This window comes from Novosphingobium sp. G106, from assembly GCF_019075875.1.
Classification (GTDB): Bacteria; Pseudomonadota; Alphaproteobacteria; order Sphingomonadales; family Sphingomonadaceae; genus Novosphingobium.
In genome coordinates this window covers 5,429,172-5,448,344 of record NZ_JAHOOZ010000001.1, presented here as the reverse complement: position 1 = coordinate 5,448,344, position 19,173 = coordinate 5,429,172, and the positions used below count along the sequence as shown (strand labels likewise).

Annotated in this window: 18 protein-coding genes; 5 read left to right on the top strand and 13 right to left on the bottom strand. The window is 64.4% G+C overall.

Annotation, left to right across the window (positions count from 1 at the left end; all coding sequences use genetic code 11):
• The first annotated feature begins 13 nt into the window (after positions 1-13).
• Positions 14-610 carry a TlpA family protein disulfide reductase gene (locus tag KRR38_RS26485; protein WP_254514983.1) on the top strand — a complete coding sequence of 199 codons (597 nt, stop codon included), beginning with the start codon at positions 14-16 and terminating at the stop codon, positions 608-610.
• Positions 611-673: 63 nt separating this feature from the next.
• Here the strand turns inward: KRR38_RS26485 and KRR38_RS26480 are convergent, their stop codons facing one another.
• The 8 genes from KRR38_RS26480 to KRR38_RS26445 all read right to left on the bottom strand — a co-directional run bounded on the left by KRR38_RS26480 (position 674) and on the right by KRR38_RS26445 (position 7,598).
• Positions 674-2,323, bottom strand: a complete 1,650-nt coding sequence (locus tag KRR38_RS26480; RefSeq protein WP_217406405.1) for a GMC family oxidoreductase — start codon at positions 2,321-2,323, stop codon at positions 674-676.
• A 13-nt stretch (positions 2,324-2,336) separates the two neighbouring features.
• The gene (locus KRR38_RS26475) at positions 2,337-2,966 is read right to left on the bottom strand and encodes a gluconate 2-dehydrogenase subunit 3 family protein (RefSeq protein WP_217406404.1); all 630 of its coding nucleotides are present in this window, start codon (positions 2,964-2,966) and stop codon (positions 2,337-2,339) included.
• A gap of 194 nt (positions 2,967-3,160) precedes the next feature.
• Positions 3,161-4,327: a hypothetical protein gene (locus tag KRR38_RS26470; RefSeq protein WP_217406403.1), complete on the bottom strand. Its 1,167-nt coding sequence runs from the start codon at positions 4,325-4,327 to the stop codon at positions 3,161-3,163.
• On the bottom strand, positions 4,324-4,704 hold the full coding sequence (locus KRR38_RS26465) for a TadE/TadG family type IV pilus assembly protein (RefSeq protein ID WP_217406402.1): 381 nt from the start codon (positions 4,702-4,704) through the stop codon (positions 4,324-4,326). Before KRR38_RS26465 ends, KRR38_RS26470 begins: the two co-directional genes overlap by 4 nt.
• A complete protein-coding gene (locus KRR38_RS26460; protein WP_217406401.1) occupies positions 4,701-5,270 on the bottom strand; it encodes a TadE/TadG family type IV pilus assembly protein in 570 nt (189 codons plus the stop codon). Before KRR38_RS26460 ends, KRR38_RS26465 begins: the two co-directional genes overlap by 4 nt.
• Entirely contained in the window at positions 5,270-5,743 is a 474-nt protein-coding gene (locus KRR38_RS26455; RefSeq protein WP_309141148.1) for a pilus assembly protein, read from the bottom strand. Before KRR38_RS26455 ends, KRR38_RS26460 begins: the two co-directional genes overlap by 1 nt.
• A gap of 432 nt (positions 5,744-6,175) precedes the next feature.
• Positions 6,176-7,123 carry a glyoxalase gene (locus KRR38_RS26450; protein WP_217406399.1) on the bottom strand — a complete coding sequence of 316 codons (948 nt, stop codon included), beginning with the start codon at positions 7,121-7,123 and terminating at the stop codon, positions 6,176-6,178.
• Between the two features lie 163 nt (positions 7,124-7,286).
• Positions 7,287-7,598: a hypothetical protein gene (locus tag KRR38_RS26445; RefSeq protein WP_217406398.1), complete on the bottom strand. Its 312-nt coding sequence runs from the start codon at positions 7,596-7,598 to the stop codon at positions 7,287-7,289.
• Positions 7,599-7,900: 302 nt separating this feature from the next.
• Here KRR38_RS26445 and KRR38_RS26440 point away from each other — a divergent pair, with 302 nt between their 5' ends.
• Positions 7,901-9,223, top strand: coding sequence for a phosphatidylinositol-specific phospholipase C1-like protein (locus KRR38_RS26440; RefSeq protein WP_217406397.1), 1,323 nt, complete (start codon positions 7,901-7,903; stop codon positions 9,221-9,223).
• Positions 9,224-9,227: 4 nt separating this feature from the next.
• Here KRR38_RS26440 and KRR38_RS26435 read toward each other — a convergent pair whose 3' ends face one another.
• Positions 9,228-10,400 (bottom strand): LLM class flavin-dependent oxidoreductase, encoded by a 1,173-nt coding sequence (locus tag KRR38_RS26435; protein WP_217406396.1) that lies wholly within the window; start codon positions 10,398-10,400, stop codon positions 9,228-9,230.
• A 21-nt stretch (positions 10,401-10,421) separates the two neighbouring features.
• On the bottom strand, positions 10,422-11,822 hold the full coding sequence (locus KRR38_RS26430; RefSeq protein ID WP_217406395.1) for an SRPBCC family protein: 1,401 nt from the start codon (positions 11,820-11,822) through the stop codon (positions 10,422-10,424).
• Between the two features lie 182 nt (positions 11,823-12,004).
• On the opposite strand from KRR38_RS26430, the gene KRR38_RS26425 reads away from it, so the two are divergent.
• On the top strand, positions 12,005-12,523 hold the full coding sequence (locus tag KRR38_RS26425; RefSeq protein WP_217406394.1) for a nitroreductase/quinone reductase family protein: 519 nt from the start codon (positions 12,005-12,007) through the stop codon (positions 12,521-12,523).
• A 42-nt stretch (positions 12,524-12,565) separates the two neighbouring features.
• Here KRR38_RS26425 and KRR38_RS26420 read toward each other — a convergent pair whose 3' ends face one another.
• Positions 12,566-12,976: an EthD domain-containing protein gene (locus tag KRR38_RS26420; protein ID WP_217406393.1), complete on the bottom strand. Its 411-nt coding sequence runs from the start codon at positions 12,974-12,976 to the stop codon at positions 12,566-12,568.
• A gap of 23 nt (positions 12,977-12,999) precedes the next feature.
• Entirely contained in the window at positions 13,000-14,592 is a 1,593-nt protein-coding gene (locus KRR38_RS26415) for a gluconolaconase (RefSeq protein WP_217406392.1), read from the bottom strand.
• A gap of 248 nt (positions 14,593-14,840) precedes the next feature.
• Between KRR38_RS26415 and KRR38_RS26410 the strand changes: the two genes are divergently transcribed.
• Entirely contained in the window at positions 14,841-15,752 is a 912-nt protein-coding gene (locus KRR38_RS26410) for an SDR family NAD(P)-dependent oxidoreductase (RefSeq protein WP_217406391.1), read from the top strand.
• Positions 15,753-15,843: 91 nt separating this feature from the next.
• Positions 15,844-17,748, top strand: coding sequence for an NAD(P)/FAD-dependent oxidoreductase (locus KRR38_RS26405; RefSeq protein WP_254514982.1), 1,905 nt, complete (start codon positions 15,844-15,846; stop codon positions 17,746-17,748).
• Here KRR38_RS26405 and KRR38_RS26400 read toward each other — a convergent pair.
• Entirely contained in the window at positions 17,732-19,135 is a 1,404-nt protein-coding gene (locus KRR38_RS26400) for an epoxide hydrolase family protein (protein ID WP_217406390.1), read from the bottom strand. The two genes, KRR38_RS26405 and KRR38_RS26400, sit on opposite strands and share 17 nt — an antisense overlap.
• Positions 19,136-19,173 lie beyond the last annotated feature (38 nt).

Below are 19,173 nucleotides of genomic sequence, written 5' to 3'. Positions count from 1 at the left end.
ATTGGAGCCTGCCTTGCTATCGTTCCGTTCGCTCAATCTCGCCGTCCTTGGGCTCGCCGTTGCCGTCGCGGGCTGCAATAGGGAGAGCGGCGAAAAGGCGCAACCGCAGGCTTCGACGGCCGCGATCCCGACCGACACGGTTGAGCCCAAAGGTCTCAACGGCGCGATCGACTACACGCACAAGGGCAGTCCGCTGCCCGCCTTCTCGCTGACCGACGCCGCGGGCAAGACGACCAAGCTGGCCGCGTTCAAGGGCAAGCCGCTGCTGGTCAATCTTTGGGCGACCTGGTGTGCGCCCTGCGTGCTCGAACTGCCGATGCTCGACAAGCTGGCCGAGACCCGCGGCGGCGAGATCAAGGTGCTCACCGTGTCGCAGGACATGACCGGCACCGAGAAGGTCGCGCCGTTCCTCGAGGGCAAGGGCCTCAAGCACCTCGAGCCCTGGCTCGACCAGCGCAACGACCTCGCCTTCCAATACGGCGCGAGCACGCTGCCGACGACGGTCTATTACGACGCTTCGGGCAAGGAAGTCTGGCGCTACGTCGGCGGCCACGACTGGACCAGCGCCGACACGGCGAAGATGCTGGCCGAGGGGCTCGGCAAGAAGTGAGCTAGGTCGGGACAGCGGACCCGACCCAGCTCTCTTCCGCCAAAGCGCTCCCTTCAGGCCGCCTCAGATCTCGCCGGCCTTGGCGAACCGGGAGATGTAGTCGCCGGTGCGGAAGGCCAGAGCCTCGATCGTCTGCGTCGGTTGGCCGCGGCCCGAGGTCACCATGCTCGACCCGTCGCAGAGGAACAGGTTCTTCACGTCGTGCGTGCGGTTGTACTTGTCGACCACCGAAGTCGCCGGGTTGTTGCCCATGCGGCAGGTGCCGAGCAGGTGGACGCCGCCGTTGGCCTCGCCGACTTCGCCCGGGACGATCTGCGCGGCGCCGGCAGCGTCCATGATCTCGACGGCGCGCTCGACCTGCCACTTGGCATGCTTCACGTCGTCGGGGTGATCCTTGTAGGTGACGCGCATCGACGGAATGCCCCAGGCGTCCTTGAGCTCGGGATCGATGTCGATGCGGTTGGTCTCCTGCGCCAGCGAGGTGCCGTGGCCCGCGCAGTTCATCCAGTAGGTGTAGGATTCGAGGTATTCCTTGAACCCCTGCCCCCAGGTGGGCGTGTCCTTGGGCACGCTCTGCCCCCAGGTCAGCGGGCCGCCCGAGCGCGCATCGAAGCCGCCGCCGCCGTAGAAGCCGCGCTTCGGATCGGAATCGTAGAAATCGTGGATCACGCGCGTGACGTTGGCGCCCTTGTACTCGTTGAGCGGCTGCTCGAACCGCGCCATCGCGCCGCCGCCCTTGTTGAACATCAGGTACTTGCCCACCGCCCCGCTGGAATTGGCCAGGCCGTGCTCGAAGCCGGGGGCGGCCGAGTTGAGCAGCAGCTTCGGGGTCTCCGAACCATTGCCGCAGACCACCACGGCGCGCGCGTTCTGGAAGTGCTCGACCTTGTTGCTGTCGAAATAGTGGACGCCCGTAGCGCGGCCGGCCTTGTTCATGCCGATGCGGAAAACGTAGCTTTCCGAACGCACCTCGCAGCGGCCAGTCGCCTCGGCCTCTGGGATGACGGTCCATACAGACGACGACTTGGCCGTCACCTCGCAGCCGAAACCGCCGCAGAGGCCGCACTGCGCGCAGGGCGGGCGGTCCTTGTAGGTCACCGAATTGATCGCCATCGGCGCCGGGTACGGGTGCAGGCCCAGCTTGCGCCCGCCGCGCTCGAACAGAACGCCCGACGACTTCACCGGCAGCGGCGGCATCGGATAGGGCTTGCTGCGCCAGGAATCGAAGGGGCTCGAACCGGCTAGCCCCGAGACCCCGACCTCCCATTCGACCTTGGTGTAGTACGGCTCGAGCTCGGCATAGGTGATCGGCCAGTCGACCAGGCTCGCGCCTTCGATCGGGCCCAGCCGGCTGCCCTCGATGAAGTCGATCTCGTGCAGCCTCCAGAAATTGGCGTTGAAGTGCGCGCTGCTGCCGCCGACGATGCGTGCATAGGTCAGCGGATTACGGCCGGCCGCGCGCTCGGCCTTCTCGTCCGGGCTGCTGCGGAAACTCTGCGGATTGGTCGCCGGGTTGTTGGTGATGCCCGAGAGGTTGCGGTACTTCAGCTCGTCGTGCTCGAAGTCCTCGGGCGCCATGCGCGGCCCCTGCTCCATGACGACGACGCTGTTGCCGGCGCGCGACAGCTCGCGCGCCACGATGCCGCCCGCGGCGCCGGAGCCGACGACGACGAAATCCACTGTCTCGCTGGTCTTGTATGTCTTGCTGGGCATGGGGGCTGCTCCGTCAGGCGCTGTAGGGCTTGGTGCCGGGATAGGGCTGGAACCCCGCGTAATCCTTGTCGTAGAAGCCGAAGGGCGGCTCCCAGGCGTGCTGGTCCTCCACGCCGAGCAGCTTCCACCCGAGGTTGTCGTGATTGCCGCCGTACTTCGGCAGGGCGATCAGCCCCAGCACCGTCAGGCGCCGCACCGCGTTGAAGAAGGGCGTCTTGTCGACCTCCTTGAGCCAGGCGATCTGCTGGGCGTCGGGCGCAGCGGAGAACTTGCCGGCGCCGAACTTAGCCGCGTAGCCGGTCTGGAACTCGGTCAGCCCCTTGCGGAAGGCCGGCAGCTGCGCGGCGAAGAAGCTGCCGAGCGCGTTGTCGATGAAATAGATCACACGGGCGTCGCGCGCACCCGGCGTGGCGCCGCCGGGTACGATCTGGTTCGCGACCGCGTCCACCTCGGCCGCTTCGGCGGCGCTCAACGTGGTGAGCGTGGTCGGCGGCGCGTCGTCCATGCCCGCCATGTTCATCTTATGGCCGGCATGCTCGGCGGCGATGGCGATCTGCGGCCAGTTCATCGCGATCCAGCCCGCGCTGGCGAGGTTGCCGACAGCCGCGAGGAATTGACGACGCGAGGGTATGGGTTGTTCCATGGGGCACTCCGAATCCGGCCGGAAAGTGGCCTGATCCAGCGCCTGGGACCCCGATGAGGGAATACGGCAAACCACGCATTGACGGGAAGCAAGCGGTGCAACCAGATGGTTGACCCTGCGCCCGGACTTGTCCGCTATAACGGCCGATTACGGGGCCGGGCTGACAGGCGGCCGGCATCCGGACCGGGCGAAACTCACCGCGTGAGGTGAGCCGATTGCACGGTCAGCGCAAACAGGGCGGTCAGCGCGTCCGAAATGCTCTGATCGGTGGTCACCTTGTAATAGAGCGGCGTACCGTCGGGCCGCGCCGAAGCGCAGCTTTTCAGCGCGCCCTCCACGTTGGGCAGGTAAGGTGCAACGTTGGACTGCGACCACGAGTCACCGGCAAGCGATTCCGGCAGGTACTCGGTGTAGAGAATCGCGATTCGGATGCCGCGGTTCTTGATCGTCGTGCAGTCGCTCAGATTGGTGGAGCTCCATTCGCGATTCCGGCGGCTGCCGCCGGTCAGTTCGTCGGTGACACCGTCGGTGATGATAAACAGGACTTCTTGCGCTTGCGCGCTGGTGGTGCCGTCGCCGGGATCGGGCATCGCCCCGTTCATCGTGGTCAGCATGTTGTGGACTTCGGTGCCCTGGTCACTGTTGCACAGGCTCGAGGTCGGACAGTTGTTGTTATACCAGTTGTCCTGGTTGTTGTAGAAATTGGGCACCGTGTAACTGGTCATGTTGTTCACGTCGTTCATCGAACTGGTGACGGCCGTGACGGGGCTGGACTTGGTCGGATGCGTCCAGTCATAGGTGAACAGCTGCATCTTGTAGGTGACCTGGTTGTTGGTGGCCGTGGTCACCGCGAACGGAATCAGGTTCTGCGCCGCCGACTGTTCCTCATCGATGCGCAGCGGGATGTTGCTGCCGCTGTAGAGCAACGAGTAGTGGCGCGTGAGCCAATAGCTGTCCGCATATTGGCCATTCGCGATCGTGTACTGGGTGGAATTGGTGCAGGTCACCTTGGTGCTGCCAACCGACGACAGCGGACACCAGTTGCCGCTGGAATTGTCGAGCCAGATGTCCTTGCCCGCGCTGTTCTGGATATAGATGTTGTCGTTGTGCGGGTTCTGGGTGTGGCAGGCGAAGGCGCAGCCGTTCGACAGATGCGACGTCGACGTGGCGTTGCTGATCGCGGTGAGGCCAGCGCTGGTCGAAGGCAGCAGCATCGACGGCGAGGTATCCATGGTCAGGAAGAAATTGATGTTCGGCGCGCGCGTGGCGTTTGCCGTCGACGAGCCGTTGACCGGAAGCGTCGGGACGCCGAGGACGCCGCTGAACACGTTAGACGAGGCCGCCGTGTAGGTCACGGTCACGGTCCGCCCGGTGTTGACCCCCCCGTCGAGACGATCTGGACCGTGGGATTGTTCGGATTGGTCGGGTCGTAGACCATGCCCTGCAGGCCGGTGACCTGAGCATTGAACATGGCGCGCGCCGCTGCCACTGCCGCGCTGTCGGGCTGCTGCATCATCTTGACGTTCACCGCCGCGAGCGCCGCCGCGTCGGCGGCTGCGTTCATCCGCGTCTTCAGCTTCATCGCCCGATTGTAGTCGATGCCGAAGCCGGTCGCGAAAACCATGGGGAGCAGGGCGAAACCCAGGATCATCATGACGTTGCCGCGGCGGTCCGCCTTGAGATGGCGAAGCTTCGCACGGCATCCGGCCGCAAGCCGGGCAAGCAACGGGTTCCTCATGTCAGTGGCACCTGATCGGAGACGCGGGGAAGCATCAGGATGGAATCGGCCAGATTGATCGAGCCGGTGTTGAAATAGCGAACGCTGGGCGTGTAGGCGTACTGGACCTGGCCGAGGATCAGATAGGTCCCCGTCGGGGACATGTTGTTCGGAATGATCACCGAGGTTCCCGCAGTGAGTCCCGGGGCATTCAGGGCCTTGCTCCAGATCACCGTCGCATGCGTGGCATCGATGACCTGGACCTCGCTCACGCCGATGATCGCATTATTGACCGAATAGGGCGACAGGACCTGGGCACTGGCATTGAGGATGTTGGTCGCATCCGCCTGGGTCAGAAGGGGATAGCGCGTCGTGAGGTCGGTCAGGGTACGCGCGGTCACGGTGACCTTGCGGTTGCAGGCGATGGCATCCGAAAGGGTGTAGGACCCGACATAGAGCAGCAGCAGGACCGGGAAGGCGACGGCGAATTCGACCAGAGCGGCGCCGTCGGCGCTTTCGCGCAGTCGCTTGAGGAACGGGCGCCTGAAGAACGGGCGCCTGAGGAAGGGAGCGATGCGAGGCGCCATCAGTAATACTCCGACTTGAGTACGGAGGTCGCGATCAGCAGGCGGTTGTTGCCCGTCTGATTGCTGATGTTGAAGCCAAGCGGGCCCGTGATGGTCGGCCAGAGGTACATCAGCCTGACGACGACGATCGCGCCCTGCGTGCCGGGATTGTAGGAGAAGCTGTTGTTGACGTTGCCGCTGCTGTCGTAAGTCAGCGTCGGCGTGCCGAGATTGGCCCCGGAATAGCTGCTGGCCGTGCTCACGTCGATCATCAGGCTGCTGCACTTCAGATAGGGCGGCAAGCTCGCGCAGACCGCCGTCTTGAATTGCGCAGAGGTCATTCCGCCCTGCTGGGCCTGGCCGGTCATCAGTTCCCGGCTTGCCGCGTCCGCCGCGGTTTCCAGGCCTCCCTGCGCCAGGTAGACGAAAGCGATTTCGATGACCGCGATCATGACCGCGATGAACGCCGGCGCGATTATGGCGAACTGCAGCACGGAAACGCCGCGTTGATCGCCTGACAACCGCCTCAACAATTGCGTGATCGGCATGAAATGGACTCGCTCCGCGCGATGGCTGGGCGGTAAAAGTCCGGCATCAGGGATAATTTATTCTTAACTTTCGGCCAAGCCGGGCCTTCATGTCCAAATTGTAATATTCGCGCAGTGCCGGCAGCCCGACTATTATGCCGGTAGATCGAAATACTAAAGTACAGGTAACCATAAATCCATATGGCAACTATCCATCCGGACAAGCCCTACATTGCGATTGGCCCTGTGCGGGAGTTGCGCGAGCGGTCGGCGAAACCGCTTTCCTACATAGCCGAAATTCCGCAGGATCGGGCGCTCTTTCCGATCGCCATAACCAACTGAAATAACACAGTTTCACCAGAAACGCGCGGCAACATTCCATGCGCCATTGGCGAGAGGTTAGTGAAGTTCGGGCACCGGAAAGACCGCCGGCTCGCCCATCCGCGAGCCCAAGGGCGGATAGCCCTCCGGCACCTGCTCGGTGAAGTAGATCAGCCGGCCCTGCGCTTGCTCCGGCACGATGGCGAAGCGGTCCGCCGTGTCGCCGATCAATGTCAGCCCCTTGCCGCGCAGATAGTCCGCCGCCGCCTCTGCCGACTTCACCTTGAAGGTCATGCAGTAGATGCCCTGGATGTCACGGCAGTGGCGCGCGACAGGGGAATCCTCGCTCGCGCCGACCAGCGCCTCGATGACCGTGTCGCCCATGTGGAACGCAGCGCAGATCGCCTGGTCGCCGGGCCGATCACGGGTGCCGAGTTCGGGCCATTCGAACTTGCCTGCGCAGACCTCGCGCGCTGCCTCCAGCGACGGTGCCGAGACGCCGATGCTTTGCAGCCCTTCGATGCCGAGCGGGTGGTGGTCGCGCCATTTCGCCGGCGTCCAGGCGGAATCGCGGCGCGGGTCGTTCGGCAGGTCCTGTTTGATGATCTCGATGCGCACACCGAGCACCTGCCAGCGTGCGATCAGGAAGTAGTGCGCTTCCATGCCGGGATCGTAGTGCAGCTTGAAACCCTTGGCGCTGAGCCAGGCATCGGCCGCGGCAAGATCGGCGGTCTTCAGCGCGAGGCCCAGCCAGCGGCCGGGCGCCGCGCTGCGGCGGAGCATGTCGCCGATCGGCGCGCCTGCCTTTGCGCCAGCGCCCGCCGGCGCGATCGGGATCACCATCGTGTCGCCGATCATCATCAGGCTCTCTTCGCGGTCGAGCCCCATCGCCTCGGCCTCGGGTGTAACCAGCATCTCGTAGGCGATCTCGGCCCCGAAAACGTCGATGAAGAACTGGTCGCAAGCCTTGCGGTCCGCGTTGTCGGCGATGGCCCAACTGATGTGGGCAAGCGGAATGGCGACCATCTCCCGAATCCTTTTCTGCGGCGCGTTGCCGCAGGAATGGCACAGGCCGCGATACGAGCGGAGAATTTTGGCTGTGCCGGGAAAGACAACGCCCCGGCGCTGTGCAAACAAAAAAGGCGGCGCGATGCGCCGCCTTTTCCGTCTTGAGAGATTTTGGAGCCGATTACTGGCGGCCGGCTTCCTGCTTGGTCACCGAGGTGGTGATCTTGCCGTTCACGTCCGACAGAGTCGAAGCCTGGATGGTGACCAGCTTGCCATTCAGGATGATCTGCGGGTTGCCTTCGGCGGTGACGCGATAGATCGCGGCGAGGCGCTGGCCGTTCGAGTACAGCATCTTGCCGGCCGAAACCTTGAGCGCAGGTGCAGCAGCTTCGGTCGCGGCGCGAACCGATTCCGACGATTCAGCGGCGAAAGCGGCAGGGGTCGAGAAGAGGGCAACGGTCGCGACGGCGGCGAGAGCAACGAACTTGTTCATGGGGATTCTCCTGGAAAATCGATTTACAGCAATAATCTGAATGACGCTTACCTAGGTTAGCATCGAGCGCAAGTCAATTGCACATAACGCAACAGCCGTGCCGATTTACGCAAATAACTAAGCTAGCTTAATAAATGTTGCACTGCACCTAAATCACGATGAAGGCTCACTTTTCACACAAGGATCGGCCCAAAATGCGCGGTATCCTCTCGCATGAATGTGCAGTGCAACATGACTGACCGAAAAGAAAAGTAGGGGAAGCCGGCCGGCAGCGCCGGTGCGAACAACAGACGGAGATTCCCATGCTTCGCCTTGCCCTTCTTGCGCTCGCAGTCACCGCCGCGGCCGCTTCGGCCGCATCCGCCTCCAGCCCCCAACCCGCCATGGCTCCAACTTCCAGCTCGGTCCCGCAGAGCCGTGCGACGGGCAATGCCGCGGCCTTCATCCCGGCGCGCGGCGCGCGCCCGACCGGCCGCCGCTGCAATCTCTCGGCCAAGCAACCCTCGAAGACCGACGCCGACTGCGCCCGCCAGTGGTTCGACAACAACCTGCGGCTCAACGACCTACTCGTGGTCGGCTCGCACAACAGCTACAAGGCGCGCATCCCCGACGACGAATTGTCGATCATCGCCTCGGTCAGCGGCCGCGTGGCGCGGAACCTCGACTACGGCCACGCCTCGCTGACGGCGGAGCTCGACGCCGGCGCACGCCAGCTCGAACTCGACGTCTATTACGATCCCCAGGGCGGCCGCTATCTGACGCCGATGGTGGTCCGCCGCGCCAAGGCCGATCTCGGCCCGGACTGGAAGGCAACGATGGCCAGGCCGGGCTTCAAGACCTTCCACATGGCCGATGTCGACGTACGCTCGACCTGCCTGACTTTCCGCGCCTGCCTCTCCGAGATTCGCGCCTGGTCGGACGCGCATCCGCGCCACGTGCCGATCACGATCCTGATCAACGCAAAGGACAGCAGCAGCGTCCCCGGCGGAGTGCAGCCGCTGAAGTTCGATACCGCCGCCTACGATGCGCTCGACGGCGAAGTCCGCTCCGAACTGGGCGACCGGCTGATCACGCCGGATACGGTGCAAGGCGCTTATCCGACCTTGCGTGAGGCGGTGCTCGCCAACAACTGGCCGACGCTGGGCGAAGCGCGCGGACGCATCCTGTTCACGCTCGAAGAGCCGCCGCAAAAGGTCGCCGTCTATCGCGGAGCGCGCAAGTCGCTCGAAGGACGGGTGATGTTCATCAACTCGCCCGACGAGAACTCGCCTGCCGCGGCCTATTTCTCGTTCGGCGACCCGCGGTGGGATGCCGGCCGGATCAGGCGCAGGGTCGAGAAGGGCTTTATCGTCCGCACGCGCGCCGACGTGGATACGCGCGAGGCCCGCGCCAACGACACCGCGCCGCGCGACACGGCATTGGTCGGCGGTGCGCAGGTGATCTCGACCGACTACCTCTGGCCCGACCCGCGGCTCGCCAATGGCTACCGGGTCAACCTGCCCGGCGCCTCGGCAATGTGCAATCCGGTGCGGATGGGCAAGCGCTGCGCCGGCATGGCGATCGAGGCGCAGGCACCGCTTGGCGACCAGCCGCCTGCACCGCCGCAAGTCCTGACGATGCGTTGAACTTCTAGGCCAAGGGAAGCGCCGCGGCGTGGAGCGGCGCTTCCATCCTGTGCAGCGCGGGCAACACTTCCGCTGCAAACAGGCGCGTGGACTTCATCGCATCCTCGTGTGGCATGTTGCCGAAGTGGGTGACGAGAGTGATTTCCTGGAAAGAGCACGCCTCCTGCGCCGCCTTGATCTTGGCGTAGACCGTATCGGGCGTGCCGATCATCAGGTTCGAGGCGTGGTAGCCGGGGAGCGCCGATACCTTGCCCTCGACCTTGCCGGTCACCGCCTCGCTCAGCAGCGCAGTCGCGGCGGCCTCACGCTCGGCATAGGCCTCGTAACCGGCGATCCCCTTGAAGTTCGAGGCGTCGGCGAAGCCGTAGTGCAAATTCACGTCCATGTTGGCTCTGACGACCCACTCCTGCGAGCGCTCGGCATCGGCCTCGCTGAGCGCGCAGTACATGAACAGCGTGTTCTTGGGCTGGCACGGCGCGAGGCCGAGTTCGGCGCGGATCGTGTTGACGAGGCGCACGTCCTCGCCCGCCTGCTCGATCGGCTTATTGCCGACGAACAGAGGGACGAGGCCCTTGCGGGTCAGGATCTCCAGCGAATCGCGCGTCGCCGCCGAGCCGAAGAACCGCTTGTGCAGATCGGCACTCTTGGGGGCCGGGCGCAACGACATCTCGGGCACCTGGAATATTTCGCCGTCGTAGGCGAAGCGCGGGGTGCTAAAAGCCAGGGTCAGGATGTCGAGCGTTTCATTGAAACGCTGGCGCGCCTGCTCACGCGGCACGCCCAGGGCGTCGAATTCCTTCTTCGCAACGCCGCGGCCCAACCCGATCGTAGTCAGGCGCCCGTTCGACAGGATATCGAGATAGGCGATCTGGTGCGCCAGCCGCACCGGATGCCACCATGGCGCGACGATGACGAAAGTACCGAGCGAGATCGCCCCAGTCCGCCCGGCGGAATAGGTCAGCAGCTGGAGCGGGTTCGGCACCATGCCATAGGGGGAGCCGAAATGCTCGGGCGCCCAGATGCCGTCGAAGCCCAGCGGCTCCGCGAGATCGCCCATGGCCATCATCGCCTCGACCCAGCGCCAGTCCGCGATCGCCGGCGGACGGCTGAAATCGCCCGCCAAGACGCGGTCCCAGTCGTCGGCGCTCTGCGACGACAGCCCGAGATTGACTTTCACGGCGCGCCCTGTCGCTACGAACTACTTGGTATCGCTGCGGTTGTGGCCAATGCCCGGACCATCCTCGATCTTGCGCGGCGCGCCCGTGCCCATGAACTTGGCGAGGTTGTAATGCAGGCTCGGCACGGTCCGCTCCATATAAGGATTGGGCTGCGTGCCGCGGAAGCCCGAGCTCTTCATGCCTTCCTGCACCGCCGCCATATTAGCGAAATCCTGCTGGAGCACCGGCGGCCAGTCGTTCGGCTCGGTATATTCCCACTCGGTTTCGGGCGCCTCGCCCTCGGGATAGAGCTCGTAGACCGAGGCTTCGAAGATGCACTTGTTGGGATCGGCCTTGTAGGGGCGGTAGTGGTAGACCAGCATGTTGTTGACCGCATGGCCGATCTGCGTGTTCGGGAAGATCTGCCACGAGGTGCCGGTCTTCGCGGTGTGCGACGGATCGACCACCGGCCAGACCACGCCGCGTGCCTCATCGGCAGCGCGCGCCGAGGACAGCCAGTGCTTCGACACTTCGGGCGCCGGCGTGTTCTCGGGCACTTCGTCGATCAGTCGGCGTGCGGCCTCGACCAGGGTCATCGTCGTGTTGGTATTGGCGTTCTTCCATGTGAAGTCCTGCATTTCCCAGGTCGACTTGCGCGGATCCTCGCCGGCACCGAGGCGCAGCTTGGCCTGGTCCTCTTCCTGGCCCTTGGGCGCGTCGTAGCCGATGTTGCTGTGCAGCCCCTGGTTGCGACCCCAGCCGCGAAACTGACCGAACTCCATGAATTCCGGGTGCGTCGTCGAGACGTGGTAGGTCTCGTTAAAGGCCTCCATCGCAACCTTCCAGTTGCAGTCGAACACCACCCAGCGGCGCCAGCGCGGGCGCATGTTCTGCAGCTCGAAAGGATCGAGCAGGGCCGCGGCGGGATCGAGGTACTCGGCCAGCGGGCCGGCCTCCGGATCGAGGTTGACCCAGATCCAGCCGCCCCAGGTATCGACGTGGACTTTGCCGAGCGCGGTGCGCTCCTCGGTCAGCACGCCCTGCCAGTCGTCCTTGTGCTCGATATAGGTGCATGTGCCCTGGCGGTCGTAGGTCCAGCCGTGGAAGCCGCAGACGATGTTGGTCTTGGTGCCGCGCGCGTTGCGCTTGCCCGCGGGCGTGTCGATGAGGCGGCGGCCGCGGTGCGTGCAGACGTTGTGGAAGGCGCGTAGCTCGTCCTCGGCCGAGCGCATGATGATCACCGAGTCGTTGAGGATGTCGTAGGTGATGTAGTCGCCGACATTGGGGATGTCGTCGAGCCGCCCGGCCTGGAGCCAAACCTTGCGCCAGAGCTTCTCGGCCTCGGCCTTGGCATATTCCTCGGAAATATAGGCTTCCGGCCCGATCGTGACCGGCGCGGCGAGTTCATCCGCCGCTTCGACGATCTTTCCCATCTCGGTCATCGCATCCTCACAATCTGATTGGCCTATATCCGTGCCTTGTGTCGATATAGGCACAGCAGCGCAATACCGCACACCTGTTCAGCATATAATTGACCCAGATCAAGATAGCGAGGCCGGCGAAGGCTGGACAGGGCGGGCGAAATGCCGAAAATGCGCGTCATAGATGTATACGGAGAGACCCCATGAGTGACGAATCGTCCGCCGCCATCGCCGCGACCCGCAAGGACTGGGTGCAGGAGCACCGCGAACTCTATCTGAACTCGGGCGGGGTCGAAGGTCACATCATGGACATCCGCCCGGTCGGCGGCCGCTTCTTCGGCACCCACTGCATGATCAAGTACACGGGCCGGAAGAGCGGCAAGGTGTTCATCACCCCGCTCTGCTACGGCGATATCGGCGGCGAAGTGGTGATCGTCGGCTCGAAGGGCGGCGCCGACACGCACCCGGCCTGGTACCTGAACATCAAGGACGAGACCGAGATCGAGTTCCAGGTCGGCACCCAGGCCTTCCGCGCCACGCTGCGCGAGCCCGAAGGCGACGAGTACCAGAAGGTGTGGGACTTCATGGTCGACGGCTTCCCGTTCTACGCCAACTACCAGGCCTCGACGAGCCGCAAGATCCCGCTGGTCATGATGCAGGCGGTCGAAGCGATTCCGGTATTCAAGGAATCGGATGCCACGGGCACGCGTCAGTACACCTGACGATCAGCGCCGTCCCGGGCCAGGCCCGGGACGGGACGACGATCAATCGTATACGACCTCGACGCGGCCGGTCTCGCCGTTCGGGCCCATCGGCGAATCGTATTCGATGCAGGTCACGATCGGATTGTCGTGGCTGGCGAAGAGGTTCTTCTCGTCGGCAATCGTCAGCGGCAGACGCGCTGGATCGGCGATGATGCGCTGCGAGTTCTCGAAATCCTCGCGGCTGTTCCACCAGATCTCCATGATACAGTCATAGCCGGCATCGTGGACTTTGCCCGTCACCGGGTTGATCTCGGGCTTGAGGTAGCGACGGACATAGCGCACCGCGTTGGGGATTGCCGGCTTCGCGCCGGACTTCTTGGCCAGCTGCGAGTGCTGGTTCTCGTAGTAGTCCATGAACTCGTCCATGGTCATGTCCGGGCGCTTCTTGAAGAAGCATATCTGTTTCAACATCGGGTCTCTCCTGTGGTGTTTTATCAGGCCGGACGCAGCGCGAGCACGCTGCCTTCTGCAGCGCCCGCGACGTAGAGCGTGCCGTTCGCGCTGGCAGCGATGCCGGCGAAAGTGGTCATCGGCCCGCACATGTCGCCGACGCCGCCAAGTTGCTTGGGCAGCACGCCGGCAGGCGCGCCCACGGGCAGGTTGGCAGCGATGACGCGGCGCCCGCCGCCCGACAGGTCGCTTTCGATCACCTGCTTGGCCCTGACGTCTACCGTATAGAGCTTGCCGCCCGCGATCGTCAGGCCTTCGGGCTGGCCGATCCCGTCGATCACGGTCTCGGTTCTGCCGCCGGCGATCTTGGTGACGCGCCCCGCGCCCGCCTCGGCGACATAGACCGCGCCGTCCGGTCCGATCGCTACGCCCATCGGCCGATCGAGACCCTTGGCCAGTTCGGTCACTTCGCCGCCCTCCACCGATAGCACGCGGCCTGTCGGCATCTCGGCGAAGACCACCGCGCCGCTCGAACTGACGTCCACCCCCATCAGGCGGTCGTAGCCCTGCGCGAGCATTTCGCTCTCCTGCGCGGCGGGCGTGAAGGTGGCCACGTCGCCGTTGGCGGTCGTGACGATCCACTTGCCCGCCCCAGCGGCAGCGACATCGCGCACCCAGCCCGGGAAGCCTGGCGAGAACAGCATGCCGGCCAGCACCGGCTCGCCGCCCGGCTGCAGCGTGTAGGTGAAGCCGCCGTCGGCGATGAACAGCTCGCCGCTCTCGCCCAGGGCGAGGCCGAGCGGCCACTGCATGCCCTTCTCGACCAGCGGCTTGGCATTGCCGGGCGAGACGATCTCATGGATCGAACCGGTGATGTGCGAGACGAAGGTCCGGCCATTGACGAAAGCGATGTTGTCGAGCCCCGGGCCGATATCGGCGAGGATTTCCTTGTCCCCCGTGCGCGGATCGATCTTGAGCACCTGGCCGGTATAGACCTGGCACGAGACGATATAGCCGTCGGGGTGGAACTTCACCGCGTCGGGCACGCCGAGGTCCTTGGTCACGACCTCGGGCGCGCCGCCGTCGAGGCTGACACGCCAGATCTCGTTCGCCGCCTGGGCGGGGAAATAGAGCTTGCCGTCCGGACCGATGTCGAAGGCGTTGGCCATCGGCACGTCCTCGATAATCGTGCGCGGCGCGCCGCCGTTGCGATCGAGCTCGACGATCTTGGCTCCCATCGTCAGCTCTCCAGCGATCAGGCGGCCCTGCTTGAAGATGATCGGGTTGGCGACGCGCAGGTCGGCGATCGTGTCGCTGGTGCCGTTGGGCCGCAGCACGCGCACCTTGTTCTCGGTGATCTCGGTAACATAGAGGTTGCCGGCGTCATCGAAGGCGAGGTCGTCCGGCCCGGTGATCGGCCCGCCCATCGGCGCATAGGCCTCGATATCGAGCGTATCGACATTGATCGCGCTGACCTGGCTGCCTGCGACCGAGGCCACGTAGACGCGTCCGTCGGCGCCGGTGTGCAGGCCGTTCGCACCGAACAGGCGGCTGGGCCGCGTCACGCGATCGAGCTTCCAGCCCTCGGCCGTCTCTGCCGGATTGGGCGAGACGTAGCGCGCCGTGGTCTCTGTCATGATGGTCCTCTCTACTGCCTGCAGGGTCAAGCTTGGCCGAGTTCATGGACGGGCGCGCGCGCCAGCGTCAACCCCAGAATAGGGCGCATGTATACGAAGTTTGGAACGGGTGTTCAGCACGGCTTGAAACGCCCGATTTTGTCTGCATAGGTCAAGACGTGCCGCTGCCGTGCAGGCATCGACCGACCGTGGCCAAAGCGTCGCGGCGGGGACGATGCCCCGAACAAGATGCCCGAGAGGAATGCCGAATGACTGAATTGCGTTTCGATGGCCGCATCGCTGTGATCACCGGCGGCGGCCGCGGGCTCGGCCGGGCTTATGCGCTGCTGCTGGCCGCGAAGGGCTGCAAAGTCGTGGTCAACGACCTCGGCGCGCCGATCAAGGGTGACGCCGCAGACACATCGGTCGCGCAGCAGTTGGTCGATGAGATCAAAGCCGCGGGCGGCGAAGCCGTGGCGGACACCAATTCGGTCGCCACGCCCGATGGCGCGCAGGCGATCGTCCAGTCGGCGATCGACACCTATGGCAAGATCGACATCCTGATCCACAACGCCGGCAACGTCCGCTACGGCACGATCCGCGAGCTCAGCTACGACGACTTCCAGTCGGTCGTCGACGTCCACCTGATGGGCGCGTTCCATCTGGTGAAGGCGACCCATCCGCTGATGTGCGACGCCGGCTATGGCCGCATTGTCCTGACGAGTTCGATCGGCGGCATCTATGGCAACAACCGCTGCGTCAACTACGGTATCTCGAAGTCGGGCATGATCGGGCTCAACAACATCGCCGCGCTCGAGGGGGAAGAGTTCGACGTCAAGTCGAACATCATCGTGCCGAACGCCGTGACGCGCATGGCAGACGGGCTCGACACCTCGCTGTACCCGCCGCTCGGACCAGAGCTGGTCGCCCCCGCGGTCGCCTGGATGTGCCACGAGGACTGCAGCATCTCGGGCGAGATGATCACCGCAGGCGGCGGCCGCATCGCACGCTGCTTCATCGCCGAGACCAAGGGCGTCTATCGCCCCAGCTGGACGGTCGATGAAGTCGACGCGGCCATGGGTGCCATTCACGACAAACAGGAAGTGCTAGACTTCGGCCTGCACGGCCATGTCGGCCACCTCACCCACAGCTTCGCAATGGCGCGAAGTGGAGAGAGATAATAAACAACACCGTTGACAACAAAGGACCGCCCTGTTCACCGGGAGCTAAGCGGGTCGCCCATAACCGAGTCGCGTTTTGAGGAGTAGGCCCATGACCTTTATCTGCCAGCCCACCGACGTTCCGCCAGCGTCCGAACTCGACATCCCGGCGATGAAGGAGAAGTATCGGCAAGAGCGCGACAAGCGCTTTCGGCCGGAAGGCGAGAAGCAGTATGCGGCGCCCGAGGACCACCTCACGCACGACACCCAGGAGCACGATCCCTTCACCCCGGTAGTGCCGCGCGACGCGCTGGACGAAGAGATCGACGTCGCGATCCTCGGCGGCGGCTGGACGGGCATCCTCGCCGCTTATCACCTGACCAAGGCGGGCGTGACCAACTTCAAGGTCATCGACCATGCCGGCGGTTTCGGCGGCACCTGGTACTGGAACCGCTACCCCGGCATCCAGTGCGACAACGACGCCTATTGCTATCTGCCGCTGCTCGAGGAGATGAACTGGCTGCCCTCGAAGAAGTTCGAGGACGGCAAGCAGATCCACGACTACATCCAGATGATCGTCGCCAAGTTCGGATTCGGCGAAAAGGGCCTGTTCCACACGACGATCAAGGGTCTGAACTGGGACGAGTCGATCAAGCGCTGGCACGTCGCGACCGACCGCGACGACACGATCCGCGCCAAGTTCGTCATCATGGCCGGCGGCACCTTGAACACGCCGAAGTTCCCGGCCGTGCCCGGCATCCACAAGTTCAAGGGTCACAAGTTCCACACCAGCCGCTGGGACTATGAATATACCGGCGGCGAATGGGGCAATCCCGAGCTGACCAAGCTCGCCGACAAGCGCGTCGCCATCCTGGGCACCGGCGCGACCTCGATCCAGGCGATCCCCTATCTCGGCAAATACGCCAAGGAACTTTACGTCCTCCAGCGTACGCCTTCGGGCGTCGACAAGCGCGACAATCCACCGACCGACACCGAATGGGCGGCTTCGCTCAAGCCAGGCTGGCAGGCGGCGCGGCAGGAGAACTTCCTGCGCGCGGCGAACGAGCTCCTGCCGCTCGGAACGCCCGATCTGATCTGCGACTTCTGGACCGAGATCAACCGCAACATCAATTCCAGGCTCGAGGCCGAAGGCGCGACCGAGCATCCGATGCCCGAGTTCTGGGACCTGCGCGAGAAGATGGACTTCCAGGTGATGGAACGCATCCGCCGCCGCGTCGACAAGATCGTCAAGGACCCGGCGACAGCCGAGGCGCTGAAGCCCTACTACCGCTTCATGTGCAAGCGGCCGCTGTCGAACAACGACTATTACGATACCTTCAACTTGCCCGGCGTGAAGCTGATCGACGTGTCGGCGACGCAGGGCCTCGAAGCCATGACCGAGAAGGGCTTCATCGCTGGCGGCCAGGAATACGAAATCGACGCGATTGTCTTCGCCTCGGGCTTCGAAGTCACCAGCGACCTCAAGCGCCGCTGGGGGCTTCGACGACGTCGTCGGCCGGAACGGCACGTCGATCTACGACTACTGGGGCGAGGGGCCGAAGACGCTGCACGGCATGACCGCGCACAACTTCCCCAACATGTTCTTCACCGGCTACGTCCAGGGCGGCCTCAACGGCACCACGACTTTGCAGTTCGGCGAACAGGGCCGCCATGCCTCGTGGGTCATCAGCCAGGCGCTGCAGCAGGGCGTCAAGTCGATCGAACCGAGCCAGGAAGGCCAGGACGCCTACCTCAAGCGGTTCAAGGAACTCGAGCTCGACCTTTCGGCGATCCTCAACGACTGCACCCCCAGCTACTTCACCAACGAAGGCGACAAGGAAGCCAAGTGGTTCCTGTTCCGCGGCTGGGGCCTGGGCTGGGACAACTGGCAGGCGATGCTCGAAGACTGGCGCCAGAAGGGCGACTTCGCGGGCATGACGGTCGAGAAGTAAGCGACGAAACGGGGCGGCGAGCCGGAAACGCCGCCCCGTTTCCGCGTCTCAGCGCAGCGACTTGAACGTCGCGCGCAGTTCCTGCGTGAACAGGTCGGGCTGCTCCCAGGCCGCAAAATGCGTGCCCTTCGGCATGCGACCGTAGTGCGTCAGCTTCGGATAGGCCTTTCGCGTCCAGCTTTCCGGGGCCGTGTAGATTTCATCCGGATAGGCGCTGACGCCGGTCGGCAACTGGACGCCCTTGGGCGCGAAGAAAGCTAGTTTGCTTTCCCAGTAGAGCCGGGCCGACGACACTGCCGTGTTGGTCAGCCAGTAGAGCGTGACATTGTCGAGAATGTCGTCGCGCGTCAGGCCTTCGCTTGCACCATCGAATACCCGGGCGATCAGCCTGTAACTGCGAATGTCGTGGTCGATCATCCAGGCAGCGAGACCCACCGGAGAATCCGCCAGCGCATAAAGCGTCTGCGGCCGGCCCGCCATTTCCTGCGCATAGCCCAGGCCGTGCGAATAGAAGTCCACGAGCTGGTCCCACGCATACTTCTCGTCGGCGGAAAGCCCGGCCGGCTGCGGCCCGCCCGGCAGCAGCTTAGCGATCTCGTCCGGCACGGTCGCGGGCATGTTGGTGTGGATGCCGACGAGCCCCAGCGGCATCTGCAGCGCCATCTGCTCGGTCACCGCATTGCCCCAATCACCGCCTTGCGCGACGTAGCGCTTGTAACCGAGACGTGTCATCAGCACGCCCCAGGCCCGGGCGACGTGCTGCGGATCCCAGCCGGTCCCCGTCGGCTTGCCCGAGAAACCATAGCCCGGCAGCGAGGGGATCACGACATCGAAGGCATCGGCCGCGGTTCCGCCGTGGGCGGTAGGATCGGTGAGCGGGCCGATGACCTTGAGCTGCTCGATGATCGAACCCGGCCAGCCGTGCGTGATGATGACCGGCAAGGCCTTGGCCTGCTTCGACTTCACGTGAATAAAATGGATGTCGACGCCGTCGATATTCGTGAGAAACTGCGGGTAGCGATTCAGCGTCGCTTCGGCCTTCCGCCAGTCGTGCTGATTGGCCCAGTAGTCGGCCAGCTTCTTCGTCGTCTCGAGCCTCACACCCTGCGAGTCATCTTGAACGGTCTCGCGGTCGGGCCAACGGGTTGCGGCAACCCGGCGCTTGAGGTCCGCCAATTCCTCGTCGCTCGCCCGATAGTGGAACGGCCGGATCGTCGCGTCGTCCGTAGGCGCGGCCTGCGCGGCGACAATCAAGGCTGCCTCTCCCGCCGCAATTCCCGGCATCGCCGTGGCGGGTGATGCCGGCGAGACGACCGCTCCCGCCGACGCGGGCGGTGCCACCGGCGCTACGGCCGCGTGGGCTGCAGTCACGGGGAGAGCCAAGCCGATCGACCCGAGGAAAGTCGAAGCCAGAAAACGGCGTCGGGCAACCAAAGAACGCACTACGGACATGATCGGTCTCCTTCAGGATATGACGAATTGGCGACCCG

What these genes read in the sequence shown, in the direction of transcription:
- KRR38_RS26465 (WP_217406402.1), bottom strand. Translation starts at nt 4,704, where the DNA reads ATGAGGAACCCGTTGCTTGCCCGGCTTGCGGCCGGATGCCGTGCGAAG.
- KRR38_RS26475 (WP_217406404.1), bottom strand. Translation starts at nt 2,966, where the DNA reads ATGGAACAACCCATACCCTCGCGTCGTCAATTCCTCGCGGCTGTCGGC.
- KRR38_RS26480 (WP_217406405.1), bottom strand. Translation starts at nt 2,323, where the DNA reads ATGCCCAGCAAGACATACAAGACCAGCGAGACAGTGGATTTCGTCGTC.
- KRR38_RS26440 (WP_217406397.1), top strand. Translation starts at nt 7,901, where the DNA reads ATGCTTCGCCTTGCCCTTCTTGCGCTCGCAGTCACCGCCGCGGCCGCT.
- KRR38_RS26420 (WP_217406393.1), bottom strand. Translation starts at nt 12,976, where the DNA reads ATGTTGAAACAGATATGCTTCTTCAAGAAGCGCCCGGACATGACCATG.
- KRR38_RS26460 (WP_217406401.1), bottom strand. Translation starts at nt 5,270, where the DNA reads ATGGCGCCTCGCATCGCTCCCTTCCTCAGGCGCCCGTTCTTCAGGCGC.
- KRR38_RS26410 (WP_217406391.1), top strand. Translation starts at nt 14,841, where the DNA reads ATGACTGAATTGCGTTTCGATGGCCGCATCGCTGTGATCACCGGCGGC.
- KRR38_RS26400 (WP_217406390.1), bottom strand. Translation starts at nt 19,135, where the DNA reads ATGTCCGTAGTGCGTTCTTTGGTTGCCCGACGCCGTTTTCTGGCTTCG.
- KRR38_RS26430 (WP_217406395.1), bottom strand. Translation starts at nt 11,822, where the DNA reads ATGACCGAGATGGGAAAGATCGTCGAAGCGGCGGATGAACTCGCCGCG.
- KRR38_RS26450 (WP_217406399.1), bottom strand. Translation starts at nt 7,123, where the DNA reads ATGGTCGCCATTCCGCTTGCCCACATCAGTTGGGCCATCGCCGACAAC.
- KRR38_RS26415 (WP_217406392.1), bottom strand. Translation starts at nt 14,592, where the DNA reads ATGACAGAGACCACGGCGCGCTACGTCTCGCCCAATCCGGCAGAGACG.
- KRR38_RS26425 (WP_217406394.1), top strand. Translation starts at nt 12,005, where the DNA reads ATGAGTGACGAATCGTCCGCCGCCATCGCCGCGACCCGCAAGGACTGG.
- KRR38_RS26445 (WP_217406398.1), bottom strand. Translation starts at nt 7,598, where the DNA reads ATGAACAAGTTCGTTGCTCTCGCCGCCGTCGCGACCGTTGCCCTCTTC.
- KRR38_RS26405 (WP_254514982.1), top strand. Translation starts at nt 15,844, where the DNA reads ATGACCTTTATCTGCCAGCCCACCGACGTTCCGCCAGCGTCCGAACTC.